The sequence below is a fragment of the Bartonella sp. A1379B genome, from assembly GCF_002022485.1.
GTDB classification, from domain to species: Bacteria; Pseudomonadota; Alphaproteobacteria; order Rhizobiales; family Rhizobiaceae; genus Bartonella; species Bartonella rochalimae.
Window position 1 is genome coordinate 1,458,251 of sequence record NZ_CP019780.1, and the last position, 19,967, is coordinate 1,478,217.

Annotated in this window: 16 protein-coding genes; 9 read left to right on the forward strand and 7 right to left on the reverse strand. The window is 35.0% G+C overall.

Annotation, left to right across the window (positions count from 1 at the left end; translation table 11 throughout):
* Positions 1–6: 6 nt before the first annotated feature.
* Both BA1379B_RS06305 and infC read right to left on the reverse strand, forming a co-directional pair.
* Positions 7–1,773, reverse strand: coding sequence for an ABC transporter ATP-binding protein (locus BA1379B_RS06305; RefSeq protein ID WP_078692519.1), 1,767 nt, complete (start codon positions 1,771–1,773; stop codon positions 7–9).
* 198 nt (positions 1,774–1,971) lie between these two features.
* Positions 1,972–2,490 (reverse strand): translation initiation factor IF-3, encoded by a 519-nt coding sequence (infC, locus tag BA1379B_RS06310; protein ID WP_035006369.1) that lies wholly within the window; start codon positions 2,488–2,490, stop codon positions 1,972–1,974.
* Positions 2,491–2,684: 194 nt separating this feature from the next.
* Between infC and BA1379B_RS06315 the strand changes: the two genes are divergently transcribed.
* The 3 genes from BA1379B_RS06315 to dapE all read left to right on the forward strand — a co-directional run bounded on the left by BA1379B_RS06315 (position 2,685) and on the right by dapE (position 5,599).
* Positions 2,685–3,464: an alpha/beta hydrolase gene (locus tag BA1379B_RS06315; protein WP_078692520.1), complete on the forward strand. Its 780-nt coding sequence runs from the start codon at positions 2,685–2,687 to the stop codon at positions 3,462–3,464.
* Between the two features lie 34 nt (positions 3,465–3,498).
* Complete coding sequence (locus BA1379B_RS06320; protein ID WP_078673464.1) at positions 3,499–4,230, forward strand: M48 family metallopeptidase; 732 nt, start codon at positions 3,499–3,501, stop codon at positions 4,228–4,230.
* A 202-nt stretch (positions 4,231–4,432) separates the two neighbouring features.
* Entirely contained in the window at positions 4,433–5,599 is a 1,167-nt protein-coding gene (dapE, locus tag BA1379B_RS06325) for a succinyl-diaminopimelate desuccinylase (protein ID WP_078673465.1), read from the forward strand.
* A gap of 50 nt (positions 5,600–5,649) precedes the next feature.
* On the opposite strand, the gene hemW is transcribed toward dapE, so the two are convergent.
* Together hemW and rdgB are read right to left on the reverse strand one after the other, a co-directional pair.
* Positions 5,650–6,849 (reverse strand): radical SAM family heme chaperone HemW, encoded by a 1,200-nt coding sequence (hemW, locus tag BA1379B_RS06330; protein ID WP_078692521.1) that lies wholly within the window; start codon positions 6,847–6,849, stop codon positions 5,650–5,652.
* Complete coding sequence (rdgB, locus tag BA1379B_RS06335; protein ID WP_035006363.1) at positions 6,846–7,493, reverse strand: RdgB/HAM1 family non-canonical purine NTP pyrophosphatase; 648 nt, start codon at positions 7,491–7,493, stop codon at positions 6,846–6,848. Before rdgB ends, hemW begins: the two co-directional genes overlap by 4 nt.
* Before the next feature lie 527 nt (positions 7,494–8,020).
* On the opposite strand from rdgB, the gene hrcA reads away from it, so the two are divergent.
* Positions 8,021–9,091: a heat-inducible transcriptional repressor HrcA gene (gene hrcA, locus BA1379B_RS06340; RefSeq protein ID WP_035006361.1), complete on the forward strand. Its 1,071-nt coding sequence runs from the start codon at positions 8,021–8,023 to the stop codon at positions 9,089–9,091.
* 120 nt (positions 9,092–9,211) lie between these two features.
* Positions 9,212–9,874, forward strand: coding sequence for a nucleotide exchange factor GrpE (gene grpE, locus BA1379B_RS06345; protein ID WP_035006359.1), 663 nt, complete (start codon positions 9,212–9,214; stop codon positions 9,872–9,874).
* A 395-nt stretch (positions 9,875–10,269) separates the two neighbouring features.
* On the opposite strand, the gene BA1379B_RS06350 is transcribed toward grpE, so the two are convergent.
* From BA1379B_RS06350 to BA1379B_RS06360, 3 genes are all read right to left on the reverse strand, one after another.
* Positions 10,270–12,042 carry a sensor histidine kinase gene (locus BA1379B_RS06350; protein WP_078692522.1) on the reverse strand — a complete coding sequence of 591 codons (1,773 nt, stop codon included), beginning with the start codon at positions 12,040–12,042 and terminating at the stop codon, positions 10,270–10,272.
* Between the two features lie 39 nt (positions 12,043–12,081).
* Entirely contained in the window at positions 12,082–12,804 is a 723-nt protein-coding gene (locus BA1379B_RS06355) for a response regulator transcription factor (protein ID WP_035006357.1), read from the reverse strand.
* A gap of 550 nt (positions 12,805–13,354) precedes the next feature.
* Positions 13,355–13,891 (reverse strand): copper chaperone PCu(A)C, encoded by a 537-nt coding sequence (locus tag BA1379B_RS06360; protein ID WP_035006355.1) that lies wholly within the window; start codon positions 13,889–13,891, stop codon positions 13,355–13,357.
* Between the two features lie 714 nt (positions 13,892–14,605).
* Here BA1379B_RS06360 and dnaK point away from each other — a divergent pair.
* From dnaK to BA1379B_RS06385, 4 genes are all read left to right on the forward strand, one after another.
* Positions 14,606–16,495, forward strand: coding sequence for a molecular chaperone DnaK (dnaK, locus tag BA1379B_RS06370; RefSeq protein ID WP_035006353.1), 1,890 nt, complete (start codon positions 14,606–14,608; stop codon positions 16,493–16,495).
* Between the two features lie 155 nt (positions 16,496–16,650).
* Positions 16,651–17,778, forward strand: a complete 1,128-nt coding sequence (gene dnaJ / locus BA1379B_RS06375; protein ID WP_035006747.1) for a molecular chaperone DnaJ — start codon at positions 16,651–16,653, stop codon at positions 17,776–17,778.
* Positions 17,779–18,013: 235 nt separating this feature from the next.
* On the forward strand, positions 18,014–18,919 hold the full coding sequence (gene argB, locus BA1379B_RS06380) for an acetylglutamate kinase (RefSeq protein WP_035006352.1): 906 nt from the start codon (positions 18,014–18,016) through the stop codon (positions 18,917–18,919).
* 44 nt (positions 18,920–18,963) lie between these two features.
* Complete coding sequence (locus BA1379B_RS06385; protein ID WP_078692562.1) at positions 18,964–19,869, forward strand: DMT family transporter; 906 nt, start codon at positions 18,964–18,966, stop codon at positions 19,867–19,869.
* The last annotated feature ends 98 nt before the right edge of the window (positions 19,870–19,967 follow it).

A 19,967-nucleotide genomic window follows, 5' to 3' on the forward strand; every position in this document is an offset into this window, starting at 1 on the left:
TATTATTTAAAGGTTCTGTTCTTCAAATTGGATATGGTGAAGTTTTTTATAAACACCTTCTTTTTTTGCTAGTAACTCTTGTTGGGTTCCTTGTTCAATAAGACGCCCATTTTGGATCACAATAATTTTATGAGCACGGGCAATCGTTGAAAGACGATGAGCAATAACAATAGTGGTACGTCCTTGTGTAAGGTGATCAAGAGCTTCATTGATTTGTGCTTCAGTGTGTGAATCTAACGCACTTGTTGCTTCATCAAGAAGCAAGATTTCACTGTCATGAAGCATGGCACGGGCAATGGCGATACGTTGTTTTTGTCCACCTGACAGATTATTGCCATTATCCCCAACTTGGGTGTCATAACCGTTAGGTAAATCCATAATAAAGTCATGAGCATTGGCTGCTTTTGCTGCTTTAATAATATCGTTATCACTTGCTCCTTCTTTTCCAAGTCCGATATTATATTTAACGCTTCCTTGGAATAGAAAAGTATCTTGTCCTACATAGGCCATAAGATTTCTAAGGGAACGAAATGTGATGTAGCGAATATCTTGATCATTGATCAATATACGTCCTTGAGTAGGATCATAAAGGCGCATAAGAAGGCTAATAAAAGTCGATTTTCCTGAACCGGATGGTCCTACTAATGCTGTCATTTTACCTGCTTCAATTTCTAGATTAATGTCGTTTAACACCATCTGATCATCAGTATAAGCAAAAGAAACATGTTCAAAACGTATTGAATTTTGTTTTTTATTAAGATCCTTAGCTTCTTTATGCTCCATAACTGTGAGAGGATGATCGAGTATTTCAAACATTGTACGGATACTAACCAGACCAGATTCAATTTTAACACGTACATTTGCTAATCTTTTGGCTGGTTCATAGGCTAAAAGTAAAGCAACAATAAAGGACATTAATTCACCTTGAACGCCTGTCCGTTGACTTGCAAGGTAGCCGGAAAAGCAGATAACACCTGCAATCGCAATGCCAGCGAGTGTTTCCATAATTGGATTTGTAGCAGCTTCAAGCATTGCGATACTATTTGCTTGTTGTTCAACATCATAAATGGCTTTATTCATGCGTTTTTGCATCAATTTTTCGAGTGAAAAAGCTTTTATTACATGAATACCAATCGTTGTTTCTTGTACGATTTTTATAATTTCTCCAAGTGAAAGAAGCTCTTTTTCCATAAGAGTGCGAACATGTTTTAAGGCTATTCGAATTCCTAAAAATGCTAATGGACCCACTATTAAGGTAATGGCAATTAATGTAAAATTTTGAATAAGCATAACAAACAAAAGGCCAATAACAGAAAGTAAATCACGCACAAATGTTGTGATAATAATATCAATAATATTGCGTGCTGCTGTTGCACTGTGGGTTACGCGGACAAGAAGATCCGATGAAGTATTATTGTGATAAAAAGAGACACCTTGTTTTATGAGGCGTGTATAAATTTTACGTTGTTGTTCAGCAACAATACTATTGCCTGCTTTGCTTAAAAAATAAGTTTGAGTAAAAATTGCGATCCCCTTAAGAATGAAAATAAAAGCAATAATACTGGAAATAAAAACAATCATATTAAAATTTTGTCCATCAATAATATGATTGACAACATCGCGCATAATCCATGCACTGATGACAGTGGTAAAGGAAATAATGATCATTGAAACAATGGCGACACTATACCAGCACACATGTTTATGAAAATTTTCTTTTAAAAGCCGAATGATGAGATGTTTATCAGAAGAGGATATTTGTGTTTTGGCCATGCAGCATTTCTATCATTTTTTTATGCAAGATCAAATCATCCTTTATAGGATGAGTTGGAGAGCTTCTGATAAATAATCTTTTGTCTACAGAAATCATTAATTTCTTATTAAAAAGTATAATACAATATCTCAGCAACATAAAAAATTGCATTTACACACTTTAAATAAGCTTTATAGGATCGAAATTGTTATTAAAAATTATTTAGGCGCTATTACCATCATAATTTGACGACCTTCAAACTTTGGTTCAGATTCGATTTTGGCAATTTCGCTTGTATTTTCTTTAACCCGCTGAAGAAGTTTTATCCCAAGATCTTGGTGCGCCATTTCGCGACCACGAAAACGCAAAGTAATTTTCACTTTGTCTCCATTATCAATAAAACGACGGATTGCTTTTAATTTGACCTCATAATCATGAATATCGACATTAGGTCTCATTTTAATTTCTTTAATTTCGATAATTTTTTGCTTTTTACGCGTTTCTGCAGCCTTTTTTTGATTTTGATATTTTAGTTTACCTAAATCAATAATTTTACAGACAGGTGGCTCTGCATTTGGCACAATCTCAACTAAATCAAGCCCCGCCTCTGCTGCCATAGAGAGTGCTTCTTGTGTTGTAACAATCCCTTGATGTTGTCCTTCATCATTAATTAATTGGACACGAGGCACGCGAATATCATGATTTGAACGCAACCCATCTTTTGGGGTAGGGGTTATTTTAAATGGTCGACGAATGGTCTATGCTCCTTAATATCAATTAATTCTTAACATGACAGTATACAATATATAGAGAGAAAAACAATAAAAATTCGTGCTTTTTTCATTATCATTGTAAGGATTATTTGTTATATTATTTTAAAATACAGTGATTTTCTTTTGTAAAAAGAAAACTTTCTGGAGAAAGGATGATAATGGATCAAAATATTCCTTGTCAATTTTTTTCATTTGAAAATACGATTCTTGCTGTGCGTCATCACAAAGGCAAGCGCTCTCCTGGTTTGATTTGGTTGCCTGGTTACCGATCTAATATGTTAGGGAGTAAGGCGACGGTAGTTGATAGTTTTGCTAAAAAAAATGATTTTTCTTGTTTACGTTTTGATTATTCTGGTCATGGAGAGTCGGAAGGAGATTTTTTTCAAGGAACGATTTCGCAATGGGTTAAAGAGAGTTTAGCTATTATTGAAGCTTATTGTGAAAGTCCACAAATTTTGATTGGGTCTTCTATGGGAGGATGGATTGCTATAAGGCTTGCTATGATACTTGCTCAAAAAAACAAAGCGCCTGTTGGGATGATCTTAATTGCACCTGCTCCTGATTTTACACAGACTTTGGTGGAACCTTCTTTAAGCGCAGAAGAATGGAAAATGCTTGAGGAAAAAGGTTATTGTGAGCGACCTTTGGCCGATGGTTTTGAACCATTACTTTTTACAAAGGCATTCATTGAAGATGGGCGAAACAACAGTATTATGAAAGAATGCATAGATGTTGGGTGTCCAATTCATATTCTGCAGGGGATGGAAGATGTTAAGATACCTTATCAACATACGTTAACTTTACTTGATTATTTGCCTTTGCATGATGTAGCATTAACACTTGTGCGTGATGCGGATCACCAATTTTCACGTCCCCAAGATTTGAAGTGTCTTGAAAAGGTGTTGGTATGTTTGATTGATCGAATCAATGCTGAATAAAGGTTATGTTCATTGATTATAAGAGACATGATATATGGCTATGTATGAACAAGACTTTATTCTCTCTAATCGTCGTATACCTTTGTGGGTAAAAGAACGCAAGAATGCACGTCGCTTTACCTTGCGTGTTGATATAGCCAGGCAAGGAATTTATTTGACCACTCCGCTTGCAGTAGAGCGAAGAATGATTGAATGGTTTATTGAAAGTCATCGATCTTGGATTGAAAAACGTTTTGCTCATCATGGAGGAATGATCAATGAAGGCTTTCATCTCAAAGAAGGTTCACGAATTCCTATATTGGGGGTTTTACATATTATATTGCGTAAAGAGGAACGTGGAGTAGCTGAAATTATTACAGGGAATGCTGAACAAGAATCACAAATCGTTATTTATAGTCGATTAGAGCATCTTCCAAGACACGTTGCTGATGTTTTGAAGAAACAAGCTAAAATTATTATAGCACCGTTAGTGGTTCATTATGCACGCAAGGTAGGGCGCAAGGTTAAATCAATTAGTTATAAGGACACTAGAAGTCGTTGGGGATCATGTTCAACAGATGGTCGTCTTTCTTTTTCATGGCGTCTTATTATGGCGCCAAAAGAAGTTGTTGAGTATGTTGTTGCCCATGAAGTAGCTCACCTTGTTGAGATGAATCATGGAAAACGATTTTGGTCTCTTTGTGAAAAACTTTGTCCTGAAAGGAAAACCTATCAAGCTTGGTTAAAGAAAAATGGCCATACACTTCAAGGGATTAATTTTCACTAATGTAAAAATGCGCTTCTTTATCTATATTTATCTATATTTGTATTGTTTTTGTCTACTGGATAGTGTTCTGTTATATATTCTGAACTATAGGGGGATGAAATAACGAAGTTTTATTTTTATAGATTCAAGGTTTTCACTTTATCTTTTGTATAATTAAGTTTAGCTTTTTTAAAATTGTTCTTTTTAGATTGGAATAGCTTTTATGCTTGTTCTTACAGATCCTGTTCAGATTTTACAGACACTTATTCGTTGCCCTTCTGTTACACCGCATGAAGCGGGTGCTTTATCGACTTTGGAGCACTTTTTGAGAAAAATGGGATTTTGTGTTGAGCGTCCTATTTTTGTTGATAAAAATACAGAAGATGTTGAAAATCTTTATGCAAAGATAGGCAGTGAAGGTCCACATCTTATGTTTGCTGGCCATAGTGATGTAGTACCACCCGGTGAATTAGAAAACTGGACTTATCCTCCTTTTGAGGGAGTAATAAGCCAGGGAAAATTATATGGGCGAGGTGCTGTTGATATGAAGGGTGGGATTGCTTGTTTTATAGCGGCGATGGCTCGGTTTCTGAAGAAAAAAACACTCAAGGGAATGGTAAGTTTTTTAATAACCGGTGATGAAGAAGGTCCCGCGATAAACGGTACAGTCAAGCTTTTAGAATGGGCAGTACAAAAAGGTGAAAAATGGAATGCGGCTATTGTGGGTGAGCCAACAAGCGTCAATATTGTTGGTGATATGATCAAAATTGGACGGCGAGGATCGATTTCTGGTATTATTACGATTAAAGGTTGCCAAGGTCATGTTGCTTTTCCCGAGCGAGCAGCAAATCCATTGCCTTTAGCAAGTAAGCTTATTCAAGCGTTGACACAAACTGCTTTGGATCAAGGAACAAAGGATTTTCAAGCAAGTCATTTAGAATTGACAAGTATTGATACAGGAAATTTGTCTGTAAATATTATACCAGCACAAACAGTTATTCGCTTTAATATACGTTATAATGATCTTTGGACAAAAGAAACACTCGTTGCTGAAATTGAGAAGCGCCTTGCTTCTGTACACTCTGAAAATGATCAAGTACCATATTATCAGCTTGAATGGATATATAGTTTAGGGGGTGTTTTCTTGACCAAAAATGATAAATTAATTGGAATTTTGTCGAATGCTATTAAAAGTGTAACAGGAAATATTCCAGAGTGTTCGACTTCTGGTGGCACATCGGATGCGCGCTTTATTAAAGACTATTGTCCGGTTGTTGAATTTGGTTTGCCAGGGCAAACTATGCATATGGTCGATGAATGTGTGACTCTTGATGCTATAGAAAATCTAACTTCTATTTATGAACGTTTTATCACCGATTTTTTTGCGTAAATGGAGTGGTGATTATTTTAGTGACATGATAAGATGAGACTTTAAAGATTTTAGTTTGCTAATTGACCAATAATATGATCAAGAAGAATGCGTCCGGTTGTTGTGGCTTTTAAATGTTGTTTGTCCGTTATTTCAATTAATCCTTGTTGTTGTAAACGGATCAGTTTTTTTCGCGATAAACTTTGGCAACTTAAAGTTTCATAGCGTGCTAGATCAAGTCCTTCTGAAAGACGCATACCCATGAGTAGCATTTCATTGGCTTGTTGTTCTTGAGACAAGTGTTCTGTGTCAATACAACCGTGACCTTTGGTTTCTACTAACTCAAGCCAATTTTCGGGATGTTTTTCGTTTATTGTGATATACCGGCTATGATTTTCAATTTTGGATGGAAATGTTTCTGAAAAAAAAGAGGAATTTTTTAGTGACTGCTTAATAAAACGTCCATGGGCACCTGGACCAAAACCTGCATATTCATGATAACGCCAATAAAGGAGATTATGGCACGATTCAGCACCAGGAATCGCATGATTTGATATTTCATAGGCTGGAAGACCATACATAGTGGTTATTTCTTGGGTAAGAGTATAAAGATTTGCTGCTTGCTCTGAGGCTGGTAGGATCAGTTTTCCTGCTGCATGAAGCTTTTTAAAGGTTGTTCCATCTTCTATGGTGAGTTGGTATAAAGAGAGATGGTCTGCGGCCAAATTAATGGCTTGCAAAAGTTCAGTTTCCCATTGTTTAAGTGTTTGTTTGGGGCGTGCGTAAATTAAGTCAAAAGATAAACGTGGGAAAATTTCACGTGCTAAATTAATAGCATGAAGAGCTTGCTTAACGTTATGAAGACGACCAAGTTGTTGTAATGCTTTATCATTGAGTGCTTGTACACCTAAAGATAAACGGTTAACACCTGCTAACTGATAACCACGGAAGCGATTTGCTTCTACACTAGAAGGATTAGCTTCAAGTGTGATTTCAGCTTTGTCATCGATTGTCCAGTTTTTTGCGACAGCTTGTAATAAACGATCAACAGTTTGAGGTGCCATAAGGGAAGGTGTTCCTCCTCCAATAAAAATGCTTGTAATGTGGCGAGGGCCTATTTCCTTAGCTTGTGTTGTTATTTCACGTTCAAAAGCGTTTGCAAAACGGGGTTGATCTACTCCATTTATACGGACATATGAATTAAAATCACAATAAGGACATTTGCTCGTACAAAATGGCCAATGAATGTAAATGCCAAAGGGTTTCGTCATGAGAGAACTAAAAGATTTTCCGCAAAGAGTTTAAAGGCCCGTGCGCGATGCGAAAGAGGAGTTTGACCATGAAGTTTCCAACTGTGTTTTTGTTCTGTTGACATTTCACCAAAGGTATTTTCGTATCCATCAGGTAAAAAAATAGGATCAAAGCCAAAACCTTTATTTCCTCGTGGTGGCCAAATGAATGTACCTTCAACACTACCGCGAAAATAATCCGCATGTCCATCGGGATATGCAAGGCAAATAACCGATATAAATCGACCTTTACGTTGATTTTTTTTCAGAGGGTCAACTTTTTGTAATTCATTTTCTACTTTTTGCATAGCCTTTACAAAATCACGTGTACCATCGGGTTGGAGAGCCCAATCAGCTGTATAAACACCGGGTGCACCATTTAAGGCGTCTATTTCCATGCCAGAATCATCAGATAAAGCAGGAAAATTTGTGGCTTTTGCGGCTGCAAAAGCTTTGATATAAGCATTTTCTTCGAATGTTGTTCCTGTTTCTTTTGGTTCGGGCAAGCCAAGTTCTTTTACCGATTGTGTTGTTATACCAAAAGGAGCAATCAATGTGGTAATTTCATGGAGTTTACCAGTGTTATGCGTAGCAATAATAAGTTTTTTGATTGTGATATTTCTCATGTGTATATTTCCTGAAATAAGGCAATAATCTCGGTTTAACTCAGCGTTTATTTATAGAATAAAAATTGGTAACAGTGATTTTGACAATTCGCATACAACGAAACAATGCAACATCATTAAAATTTTTTAGTAGTTGCTTAAATTTTTTATATCAATGTATTGATTCATTAAATAATAAAATTGATATCAATTTTAATTTGTGAGTTTTTATAGCATGGATTAATATTTTATATATCGTAAAGAATAAATTTCAAATGATTTTTAAAAATTTATTGCAGAGTACAATGAGCTGTATTTGTCATCAGTTCGATAATTATAAAAAGAATTATTTTTTATTTTCATGAGACATAATTCTGCATATTTTTATATTTATTTTTAGGTGATTATTCATATTTAATAATGGTATTATTGTAATAGATATTCGATATATTTTTTGCACTGTATTTAGATTATTTGACCATATCTTTGAAAAACTTATATAATCTTATATAATAAAGAAGGATTTTTAAAATAGTGAAACAGTTGTGATGAAGAAAATATCCCTTGATGACTCCTTAAAAAATCTTGATAAGCGTTCACGTGATATTTTTTGTCATATTGTTGAGGCTTATCTTAATGATGGTGAACCGGTGGGCTCACGTAATCTTTCGCGCCTTTTACAACAAACGTTATCACCTGCAACAATTCGCAATGTAATGAGTGATCTTGAGCATCTTGGTTTAATTTATGCGCCGCATGTGTCTGCAGGGAGAATGCCAACACAATCAGGTTTGCGATTTTTTGTTGATGCATTTATGGAAGTAGGTGATTTACCAACCGAGGAACGTGAAAACATTGAAAATAAAGTTAAAGAAGTTGGTAATGCACAATCAGTTGAACATTTTTTAATTCAAGCAAGTCAAATTCTTTCGGATCTTTCACGAGGAGCAGGATTGGTTCTCGCAACGAAACAGGAAGGTACACTGAAACATATCGAGTTTGTACGTCTTGATAGAGAACACGCTCTTGCAATTTTAGTGACACAAAAAGGCGATGTTGAGAATCGTATTATTCAGTTACCAGAAGGTGTGACTCATGCACAATTGACAGAAGCAACAAATTTTCTCAATGCTCATATACAGGGATGTACACTTAATGAAGCAAAAGCAGAAGTTGCACGTTTATGCTCAGAGACACGAGCTGCTCTTCATCAATTGTCTCAACATCTTGTTGAAACTGGTTTAGCTCTCTGGGGAGGAGAAGATTCAGATAATAAAATACATCTTATTGTTCGGGGGCGGGGCAACTTACTTGAAGATGTGAAGGCAGGAGAAGATTTAGGGCGGCTGAGATATTTGTTTGATGACCTTGAAACACGTGAAAGCATGGCGCAGTTACTTGATTTAGCAGATGAAGGATCAGGAGTGCGTATTTTTATTGGTTCAGAAAATAAATTATTTTCACTTTCTGGTTCTTCTTTAGTGGTAGCCCCTTATTGTGATACACAGAAAAGAGTCATTGGTGCTGTAGGTGTTATTGGACCAACACGTCTTAATTATGCAAGGATTGTCCCTATGGTTGATTATACAGCTCAACTTGTATCACAATTATTACGTTAGCATAGTTGAATGTTGTCTTAGGAGCGATCATTGTGCTAACCGATAAATAAAAAGCTCTTGATTTTTGTTTGAAAAATTTCGATATCAGGAGTATAAATTATATGAAGGAATAGAATTTTTATGTTTGATGAAAAGAATAAATTTGCTGATGCTTCATTTGAAAATTGCGATTTGAAGAATCCAATTGATTGTGATGTACTTAAACAAGATTCTGATGAGTTTTTAAAGATACATGAGGGAGAAAGTGACCCAAATGCTGAGGTAGAGGAAATTCAGTCTGCTGACCCTTTGGTTATTTTGCAGGATGAAAATAAGCAGCTAAAAGATCAAATTTTACGTCTTGCAGCAGATATGGAAAATCTTCGACGTCGAACAGCTCGTGATGTAGCTGATGCTAAAGCATATTCAATTGCTAATTTTGCTCGTGATATGTTGTCTGTTTCTGACGATTTGCATCGCGCATTGGCAGCAATTCCAAAAGATGCAGGTGAGAATAATTCCGGTTTGAAAACATTAGTGGAAGGTGTTGAAATGACCGAGCGTGCAATGATGACAGCTTTAGAGCGTCATGGGGTCAAAAAAATTGATCCAGAAGGACAAAAATTTGATCCTCATTTTCATCAAGCAATGTTTGAAATTCCCAATGCTGATGTGCCAGAAAATACTGTTCAACAAGTTGTTCAAGCAGGTTATATTATTGGTGAACGTGTCTTACGCCCGGCAATAGTTGGCGTAACTAAGGGGGCAGTAAAAGAAGTTTCTGTTGAATCTGAAACGGTGTAAATATATTGGAAAAAAATTTTATCGTGAAATGCCAATTTTAAAATCTACATTCGTACAAAGTATTGCATTGAATGGTTTAAAACTATTCCGATTTTGAAGATATAAAACAATTCAATTATTTTGTAGAGCCTTTTATGCAAAAAATTATACTTGAGATTCAAGATATAAAAACGATGAGATTATTTGAGAAAGTTCTTAGGTTTTCAATTAATTGAGATCTGCAGCTATTAGTTGTATTATAAAGAATTTAAACTCTTTCACTTATTTCTTAATTTTCAATTTAAAAATATCTTTGCATATTATTTGATTTTATGAGGATTTATAATTAATTATTCTTGTTTTGTACCTAAATGAGTATAGAAAATTATTATTTTCTTTTTCATTTGAAAGGGAAATTATTTGGTAAGTGGAAGGGTGATAATAAATCGAGCACCAATTTTTTCTTTTTTAGATTTGGGATCAATAATATTTTCAGCCATGAGAGTTCCATTATGAGCTTCAATGATTTGCTGACTAATTGCAAGGCCAAGACCTGAATGTTTCCCAAAAGCATCTTTGCCTGACCGATCAGTATAGAAACGTTCAAAAATACGTTCAATATTTTCTGAACAAATACCTGGTCCATTGTCTTCGACAGTTAAAATGAGATTTGAAGCATTATTTTTCATTGTAATACAAATTTTACCATTTTTACGAGGTACAAAAGAACGTGCATTTTCAATGAGATTGGAAATCACCTGCCCTAAACGTAATTCATGCCCTACAATTAGGTAAGGTTTGCCATTAATTCGTGGAATAATATTCAAATTAATATCAATATTTTGTTTATTACAATGGATTTCACGAATAGCTTGAATAAGGCTTTTTAACAATGAACCCATATCAACTATTTTAGCAGTTTCGCGAACAAGTTCTGCATCTAATCGCGATGCGTCAGAAATATCGGTAATTAAACGATCAAGACGATGCACGTCATGTTGGATGATTTCAAGTAATTGTGTCTGTTGTGCTTTATTTTTAGCCAGTGGTAATGTTTCAACGGCACTGCGCAGCGAGGTAAGAGGATTCTTTAATTCATGACTTACATCGGCTGCAAAACGTTCAATGGCTTCAATGCGTGTATAAAGAGCGTTGGTCATATCACGAATAGAGGTAGAAAGACGACCAATTTCATCTTCACGTTTTGAAAAATCAGGAATTGTTATTCTCTTACTGCGACCATGACGCACGCGATTAGCGGAGGAAGATAATTTACTTAGTGGATGCGCAATAGTATGAGCTAAAAATAGAGAAAGAACCAAGAAAACACTTCCAACAACGGCAAAGATTTTAAAAATTCCTAATCTTTCACTTTCCACAATATCATCAATGTCTGTACCAATAGTTGAAAGCAAAAGAGCACCAACGACTGCACGATAACGTTGAACAGGTACAGCAACTGAAACAATTAATTGACCTTGCCTGTTACGTCGTTTAGCAGTGGCAGAAGAGCCATTTAATGCTAGATAAACTTCAGGATGAAGAGCTTCATTATCTTTTGCTTGTCTTCTATCAACAGCAATACCGTTGCCATAGAGTGTATTAAAAAAAAATGATTTTAAGTGCTCCCATAAATTTTGTTTTGTTTGGATAGGAGGTAAATCATAAGTAAAAACCTCACCACTCGAATAAAGAACACGTGAATCAAGAAGCAAAGTTGCGTCACGGTCATATATCCGTGCTCTTGTTGTTTTTGGTGTAATAAGACGTCGTAAAAGTGGAGCAACTTGTTCGGAATTAATGGGAAAATCCCAAGTATCAGTGGATTGAAGCATTGGTGTAACACTTTCTCCAGCTTGTAATTCCAACAGTTTTTGAGGGTCAATTAAAATAGAGTTTGTGTCTATTGTTGCAGAAGCAGCAATAGCTCCAGCAATAATTTTTCCTTGGGTGCGTAAACTTTCAATTTTTGCTTCAATCAAACCATTACGAAATTGGTTAAGATACAAAATACTTATAACTAGAATACCAAGGGCAGCAAGATTTAAAATCACAATACGGCGTGTGAGACTGGAAAAGAACAATTGTCTCAAAAGTCGCTGTATCTGAAAATACAAATGAAAAAACATAGAAAGCTGTATCGGAGAAGTATTATTTGATGATTTATTTAGTAAAGTATTTTTTCTCATCGAGTTCTTCGGCGTTTAACCTATTGTGGCAAAATGGTTTCATACTTCATGAAAACGGTAACCTACACCATAAAGCGTTTCAATCATTGCAAAATCATTATCTACTTGTTTAAATTTTTTACGCAAACGCTTAATGTGGCTGTCAATGGTACGATCATCTACATAAATTTGATCGTTATAGACAGCATCCATTAAAGCATCACGACTTTTAACAACTCCTGGCCGTTGCGCTAAAGTTTGCAGAATTAAAAACTCTGTAACTGTTAATATAACAGGTTTGTTTTTCCATGTACATATATGGCGTTCTTGGTCCATAACAAGATCACCACGTTTGAGAGAAGAAGCTGGTGTTGTGCCTATCGGAAGTGGTTGGTTGCGAGCATTAGAACGACGCAAAACAGCTTTTACTCGCTCAATAAGAAGACGTTGAGAAAAAGGTTTTGTAATGAAATCATCAGCTCCCATCTTGAGACCAAAAAGTTCATCAATTTCATCGTCTTTAGAGGTTAGAAAAATAACTGGAAGATCAGATTTTTGACGCAAACGGCGCAAAAGCTCCATACCATCCATTCGCGGCATTTTAATATCAAAAATAGCTAAATGTGGAGGGTGAAGTGTTAAGTTTTTAAGTGCAGCTGATCCATCTGTATAACTTTCAACCCGATAACCTTCTGTTTCAAGGGCAAAAGATAAAGATGTTAAAATATTACAATCATCGTCAACCAGTACAATCGTTTGGGTGACGGTTGGAGTATCTTTCATGGTTTCTTAAACCTTTCTCACTATAGAAGCGAACCTTTCATATTATATATATGGGAGTTCACATTTTATTTGCAAAACAAATATGGAACAAATTGTAGCAAAGACAAGAACCTTTTGTTTTGTAGCAAAGGTTATTTTTCTTTACAATTTTGTAATGCTTGTGTGCGTATTAAGATCCCTTTTTTCGATATAAAATTTTTATTAAGATGTTTTTTATCAAATTTTACTCTGTTTCTGCCTAAAAAAACAGAGTAAGTTTATTCAATTTATCTATCTGTTATTTAAAATAATAGTTTATAATAATATCAAAAAAGTGCACTTTTTGCGAAAAAGGAAACAATTTTGAAGGTACATTTGATAAATTTCAACTTGAGATAGAAAAAGGAATATTAAGATTAAAAGAGAGATAATGAATGATTATTTGCAAAGTGTTGTTTTGTTTACAGTGATAAATGAAAGATAATAGGACTTTTTACAAAACTATACATCTTATAAGAAAGTGAAATATTGGAAATTTTAACATAATCAAATTAAATAATTACGAAAAAACTTATTTAGAAGGAAATGTTGCTCCTGTTGTTTTGGCCAAAAAGTCAACTTCGATTATTCCTGCTTTTTCAAAAATTAATTTTGCATTAATTTTTTCATTGTGTTGAAATGGTTTTGAAAGCCCTATAAACATAATATGATTACCGCCAGGTTTAAGGATGATTTCACCCTTTCCTGGAATTTCAATGCCATTTGGTATCTTTTTCATTTGCATAATATTATTAGTTACTGACATAGAATGAATTTCTGTTTCTTTTGCTCTATTTGTCGAAATGGCAATCAACCGGTCAGGAGTATCGCTATGATTAATAATGTAAAGATAACCATTACCCACTTTTGCATTTTTAGCTGTTGTACGTGTCCAAGGGTCAATGATTTCCAAATTACCGAGTTTATATTGGTGGGCGTTTGTAGCTGAGGGACAAGCTATAAAAATAAAAACACACAAGAGATTCAGAATATTATTTTTGTTTAAGTATTTTACAGTGGTGTTATATATAAAGAAATCTTTTATTCTTTTGGTAATAAGAGTCATGATTATTTGGTCCTCTTTTTTATCTTTCTTTTATATAAATGCTTTTTTATTTAGAGCAAGAACTTTATTCAAAATAAAGGAGAGTGTTGTTTGCATTATATTGATTTATGAGAGAGTGAAAAGTATGTACATATTGGTTAAACAACTAAAAATAATTATAAGAGATTATAAAGACAAACGATTTAATTTTATGTTTCTGCAAATTTTAAAAAATGTCTTTAACAATATAATTAAAATAAAAAACGCTTTGTCTCAATATAGATCACATTATAATTAAATATGATTATATATAATAATTTGCGATGAACTATTTTTTGTAACGAATATTTACTTGATATTTTTTATAGCTATGAGAAGAAAAAGAAAAAGCTAAAAACTAATTCTATCCTTGATAATTTTATTATAAATTCATGTTTTTATAAGAGTTGTAAGAGGAATACAGTATTCTATTTAATTTTATGCTGTAAAAATGGTTTTGAAATGAAGGTATTAAGGGTAAATTTTTATTTTAGTGATGTTTCTTTCGTTATTCTCTTGTAGGGATCAAGAGATATTCTTATATACCAAGAAACAAGCTTGTTATGATTCTCAATTTATTATTTGTTTAATTTAAAATTAATGTAAGATATAAAATGTGATAAGGAGCTGTCAAAGAAAAATGCTTGATAAAGATTGCTTGATAAAGATTTAGACAGCTTGCTGAGTGGAGATTAAAATATGGCAAAAGTAATTGGTATTGATTTGGGAACAACTAACTCCTGTGTTTCTGTTATGGATGGCACGAATTCAAAGGTTATTGAAAACTCAGAAGGAGCGCGGACAACACCTTCAGTTGTTGCTTTCACTGATAGTGGAGAACGGCTTGTTGGACAACCTGCTAAACGGCAAGCGGTTACAAATCCTGAAGGGACAGTTTTTGCAGTTAAACGTTTGATTGGGCGTCGTTTTGATGATCCTATGGTTGAAAAAGATAAAGCGCTTGTACCTTACAAAATTGTTAAAGGTGACAATGGCGATGCATGGGTTGAGGAAGCAGGTAAAAAATATTCTCCATCACAAATTTCAGCAATGATTTTGCAAAAGATGAAAGAAACTGCCGAGTCTTATTTGGGTGAAAAGGTTGAGCAAGCTGTCATTACTGTCCCTGCTTACTTTAATGATGCACAGCGCCAAGCTACTAAAGATGCTGGTAAAATTGCTGGGCTTGAGGTTTTACGGATTATCAATGAGCCTACAGCAGCGGCTTTAGCTTATGGTTTAGATAAGAAAGATGGAAAAACAATAGCTGTTTATGATCTTGGTGGTGGTACATTTGATATTTCTGTTCTTGAAATTGGAGATGGTGTTTTTGAAGTTAAATCAACCAACGGAGATACATTCTTAGGTGGTGAAGACTTTGATATGCGCCTAGTTAGTTATTTTGCAGAGGAATTCAAGAAAGAGCAAGGGATTGATCTGAAAAATGATAAACTAGCGTTGCAGCGTTTGAAGGAAGCTGCAGAAAAAGCGAAGATAGAGCTTTCTTCTTCACAACAAACTGAAGTTAATTTACCGTTTATTACAGCTGATCAGTCTGGTCCTAAGCATTTAACGATGAAATTGACACGAGCGAAGTTTGAATCTTTAGTTGAAGATTTAGTCCAGCGAACTATTGAGCCCTGTAAAGCAGCATTAAAAGATGCAGGATTGAGTGCAAGTGAGATTGATGAAGTTGTTTTAGTGGGTGGTATGACCCGTATGCCTAAGATACAGGAAGTTGTACAAAATTTCTTTGGTAAAGATCCACATAAAGGTGTTAATCCTGATGAAGTTGTTGCTATGGGTGCGGCTATTCAAGGGGGGGTGTTGCAAGGTGATGTAAAAGATGTATTGCTTCTAGACGTAACACCTTTGTCTTTAGGTATTGAAACATTGGGTGGAGTATTTACGCGTTTAATTGAACGTAATACCACTATTCCTACTAAAAAGTCGCAAACTTTTTCAACGGCTGATGATAATCAGAATGCTGTGACTATTCGTGTGTTTCAGGGTGAACGTGAAATGGCTAATGATAATAAGTTATTAGCTCAATTTGATCTCGTTGGTATTCCGCCAGCACCACGTGGCGTTCCTCAGATTGAAGTTACTTTTGATATTGATGCGAATGGTATTGTGAATGTTTCTGCTAAGGATAAAGGAACTGGTAAGGAACATCAGATTCGTATTCAAGCATCGGGTGGTTTAAGTGATGCTGATATAGAAAAGATGGTTCAGGATGCAGAAGCACACGCTGCTGAAGATAAAAAACGTCGTGAAAATGTTGAAACTAGAAATCAAGCAGAGTCTCTTGTCCATTCAACTGAGAAGTCATTGAATGAGTATGGTGATAAGTTGTCAGCTGAAGATAAAGGTCAGATTGAAACCGCGATAGCTGATCTGAAAACAGCTCTTGAGAGTAATGATGCTGAAGAAGTCACCACAAAAATGCAAAAATTAGCAGAAGTTAGTATGAAACTTGGGCAGGCTATGTATGAAGATTCGTCAGCTAAGACTAATGCTGAAACAGATACGAAAAATGATGATGTTGTTGATGCTGATTTTGAAGAAATTAATGATAAGAAGAAATAGTTAAAGCAAATGCATTGGTGAATTAATAACCCGGCCTGTGAGATATAAGGCTGGGCTTTATTGTTTAGTTGCAGTTTTTTCTATGTTTTTCAAAAAACTAAATTAAAACAAGTGTTATCTAGAATGGGTAACAAAAAATTTATCGGGAATACATGATGAAGGTTGATTATTATGAAATTCTTGGCGTAACCCGTGGGTGTGATGATAAAAAGCTGAAATCTGCTTTTCGTAAGCTAGCGATGCAGTATCATCCGGATCGTAATGCAGGGGATAAAGAAGCGGAACAGAAATTTAAAGAAATTGTTGAAGCCTATGAAATTCTTAAAGATCCTCAAAAACGAGCGGCTTATGATCGATTTGGTCATGCAGCTTTTGAAAATAATAGCCGCGAAGGATCTCATCCATTTGGTGGTGGATTCGCTGATATTTTCGAAGACTTTTTTGGCGAAATTATGGGAGGTGGGAATCGTAAACGTAGTGATGGCCGTGAACGTGGAGCTGATTTAAGCTATAATATGGAAGTGACATTGGAAGAGGCTTTTACGGGAAAAACTGCGCAGATTAATATTCCAAGTTCTATTGTTTGTGATGCTTGTGAAGGATTAGGTACAAAAAAAGGTTCTAAACCAACAACTTGTGGGACTTGTCATGGAGCTGGGCGCGTACGTGCTGCACAAGGGTTTTTTTCTATTGAACGGACATGTCCAGTTTGTCATGGTCGTGGCGAAATTATTACGGATCCATGTTTAAAGTGTCATGGGACAAGAAGAGTTGAAGAAAATCGTTCATTGCATGTCAATATTCCAGCAGGTATTGAAGATGGTACGCGTATTCGTCTTTCTGGTGAAGGAGATGCAGGTATTGGTGGTGGTTCTGCAGGTGATCTTTATATTTTTCTTTCTATTAAAGCGCATGAATTTTTTCAGAGAGATGGCGCCGATCTTCATTGTCGTGTGCCTATTTCAATGGTTACAGCTGCTTTGGGGGGTGAATTTGAGGTTTCCAGCCTTGATGGTGTTAAAGCGCGGGTTAAAGTTCCTGAGGGTACACAAAATGGGCGTCAATTCCGCTTAAAAGGTAAGGGAATGCCTATGTTACGTCAACAAGCCAAGGGTGATCTTTATATTCACATCACTATTGAAACACCACAAAAATTGACTCAAGAACAACGCGCATTATTACAAGAATTTGATAAGCTTTCAAATCATGAAAATTCACCCCAATCACATGGTTTTTTTGCACGTATGAAGGAGTTTTTTGATAATATTGCTAATCAAAATTAAATAAATTTAGTGTAAAGAAAACCTAAAAAGCTAATGTATAATTTTTAATAACAACTCAAAATTATTAATTATATATTTGATCATTTTAAGTAAGTTATGCTTATTTGTTTTTCATTATTATTTAAGGTGGTTTTGATAAAAATTATTGATTTTCAATGGATTGCATAGTTAAAACTTGTTTTTACTTTTCCGAAACTCCCTTAATAAAAGGTAGAAATGATGCGGAGACTCTTTGATGAGTAATATCAAGAAAAATGATGAAAAAGTTTTTGAAAAACAGGCAGCATTTTTATCATCTGCTTTACCTTATATGCAAAAGTATGAAAATGAAACAATTGTTGTGAAGTATGGTGGGAATGCTATGGGCGATCCTGCTTTAGGACAAGCTTTTGCTCGTGATATTGCTTTGTTAAAACAGTCCGGCATTAATCCTATTGTTGTTCATGGTGGAGGTCCTCAAATTGCTGAAATCTTAACTAAAATGGGGGTTGAATCACGATTTGAAGATGGTTTACGTGTAACCGATGAAAAAATTGTTGAAGTCGTTGAAATGGTTTTAGCAGGCTCAATAAATAAGAAAATTGTAGCCCTTATCAATGCTGAGGGTGAATGGGCAATTGGACTTTGTGGTAAAGATGGTAATATGGTTTTTGCTGAAAAGTCTTATAAGACTGTAATTGATCCTGATTCACATATTGAACGTATTGTAGATTTAGGATTTGTTGGTGAACCTGTTGAAGTTGATCGAACATTGCTTGATCTTTTAGCATGTTCTGAAATGATTCCGGTTATTGCTCCTGTTGCTCCAGGACGAGATGGTAAAACTTATAATATTAATGCTGATATTTTTGCTGGAGCAATTGCTGGTGCTGTAAAAGCAAAACGTCTTTTATTTTTAACGGATGTTTCTGGTGTTTTGGATAAAGAAAAGAAACTCTTAAAGGAATTGACCATTTCTAAAGCTAAAAAACTTATCAAAGATGGAACAATTTCAGGAGGTATGATTCCAAAAGTAGAAACTTGTATTAAAGCTATTCAAGAAGGTGTAGAGGGTGTAGTGATTTTGAATGGAAAAACGCCTCATTCTATTTTGCTTGAACTTTTTACTGAACATGGAGCGGGAACGCTCATTGTTTCTTAAGTAATATAGGATGAATTTGAAAGATGAAGCCTTTTATAGCTAGAATGAAACAATCGAGATATCTCCTATTTAGTAAGCAAGAATTGGCATTGTTTTTTGCGACAGTATTGTGGGGTATTACGTTTCTCATTATTCATATTGCGGTACGTTATAGCGGGCCTCTGTTTTTTGTAGGATTTCGTTTTATTGTTGCAACACTTATAACTACAGTGATTTTTTGGCGATCTATAAAAGATATAACTGTTTATGAAATTTTTGCTGGAATGGCTATAGGTTTTGGAATATTTCTTGGTTATACTTTTCAAACGGCAGGGCTTCAGACTGTTATTAGTAGTCAGGCAGCTTTTATTACTGCGATGTATGTTCCGATAGTTCCAATTTTACAATGGATTTTTTTTAGAAAGCTACCCCATTTATGTAGTTGGATTGGTATTGTGTTTGCTTTTGTTGGACTCATACTAATTTCTGGACAAAATTTCAAAGATATTCATTTTTCAAAAGGTGAAATTTTTATTCTGCTGGGAGCTTTGGCAATTGCTGGAGAAATTATACTGATCGGATTTTTTGCAAATAAGGTTGATAGCCGACGTATAACAATTATACAGTTATTTTTTTGTAGCCTCTTTGCATTTTGCTTTATGCCTTTAATGGGTGAAAGTATTCCTGAATTTTCGTGGGTTTGGTTTAATGTAGGTTTGGGATTGGCATTAATGAGTGCGGTTATCCAATTGACTATGAATTGGGCGCAGAAATCTATTTCACCCACTCGGGCAACAGTTATTTATGCTGGTGAGCCTGTATGGGCTGGTATTATTGGGCGTTTGGCTGGGGAGTATTTATCTCCCTCAGCTTTATTGGGTGGTTTGTTTATTATAATAGGGATTGTAGTGGCTGAGTTACGACCTTCACAATGGCGTAAAAAAAATAAAATAACTGAAAAAAGTAATTAGTCTGTTTTTTTTGTAATATTTAATCTTACCGTGATTATTCTTTAAACATCATACTAAGATTCTGTAGAGTTTACACACCTGAATGTAGCATTAACAAT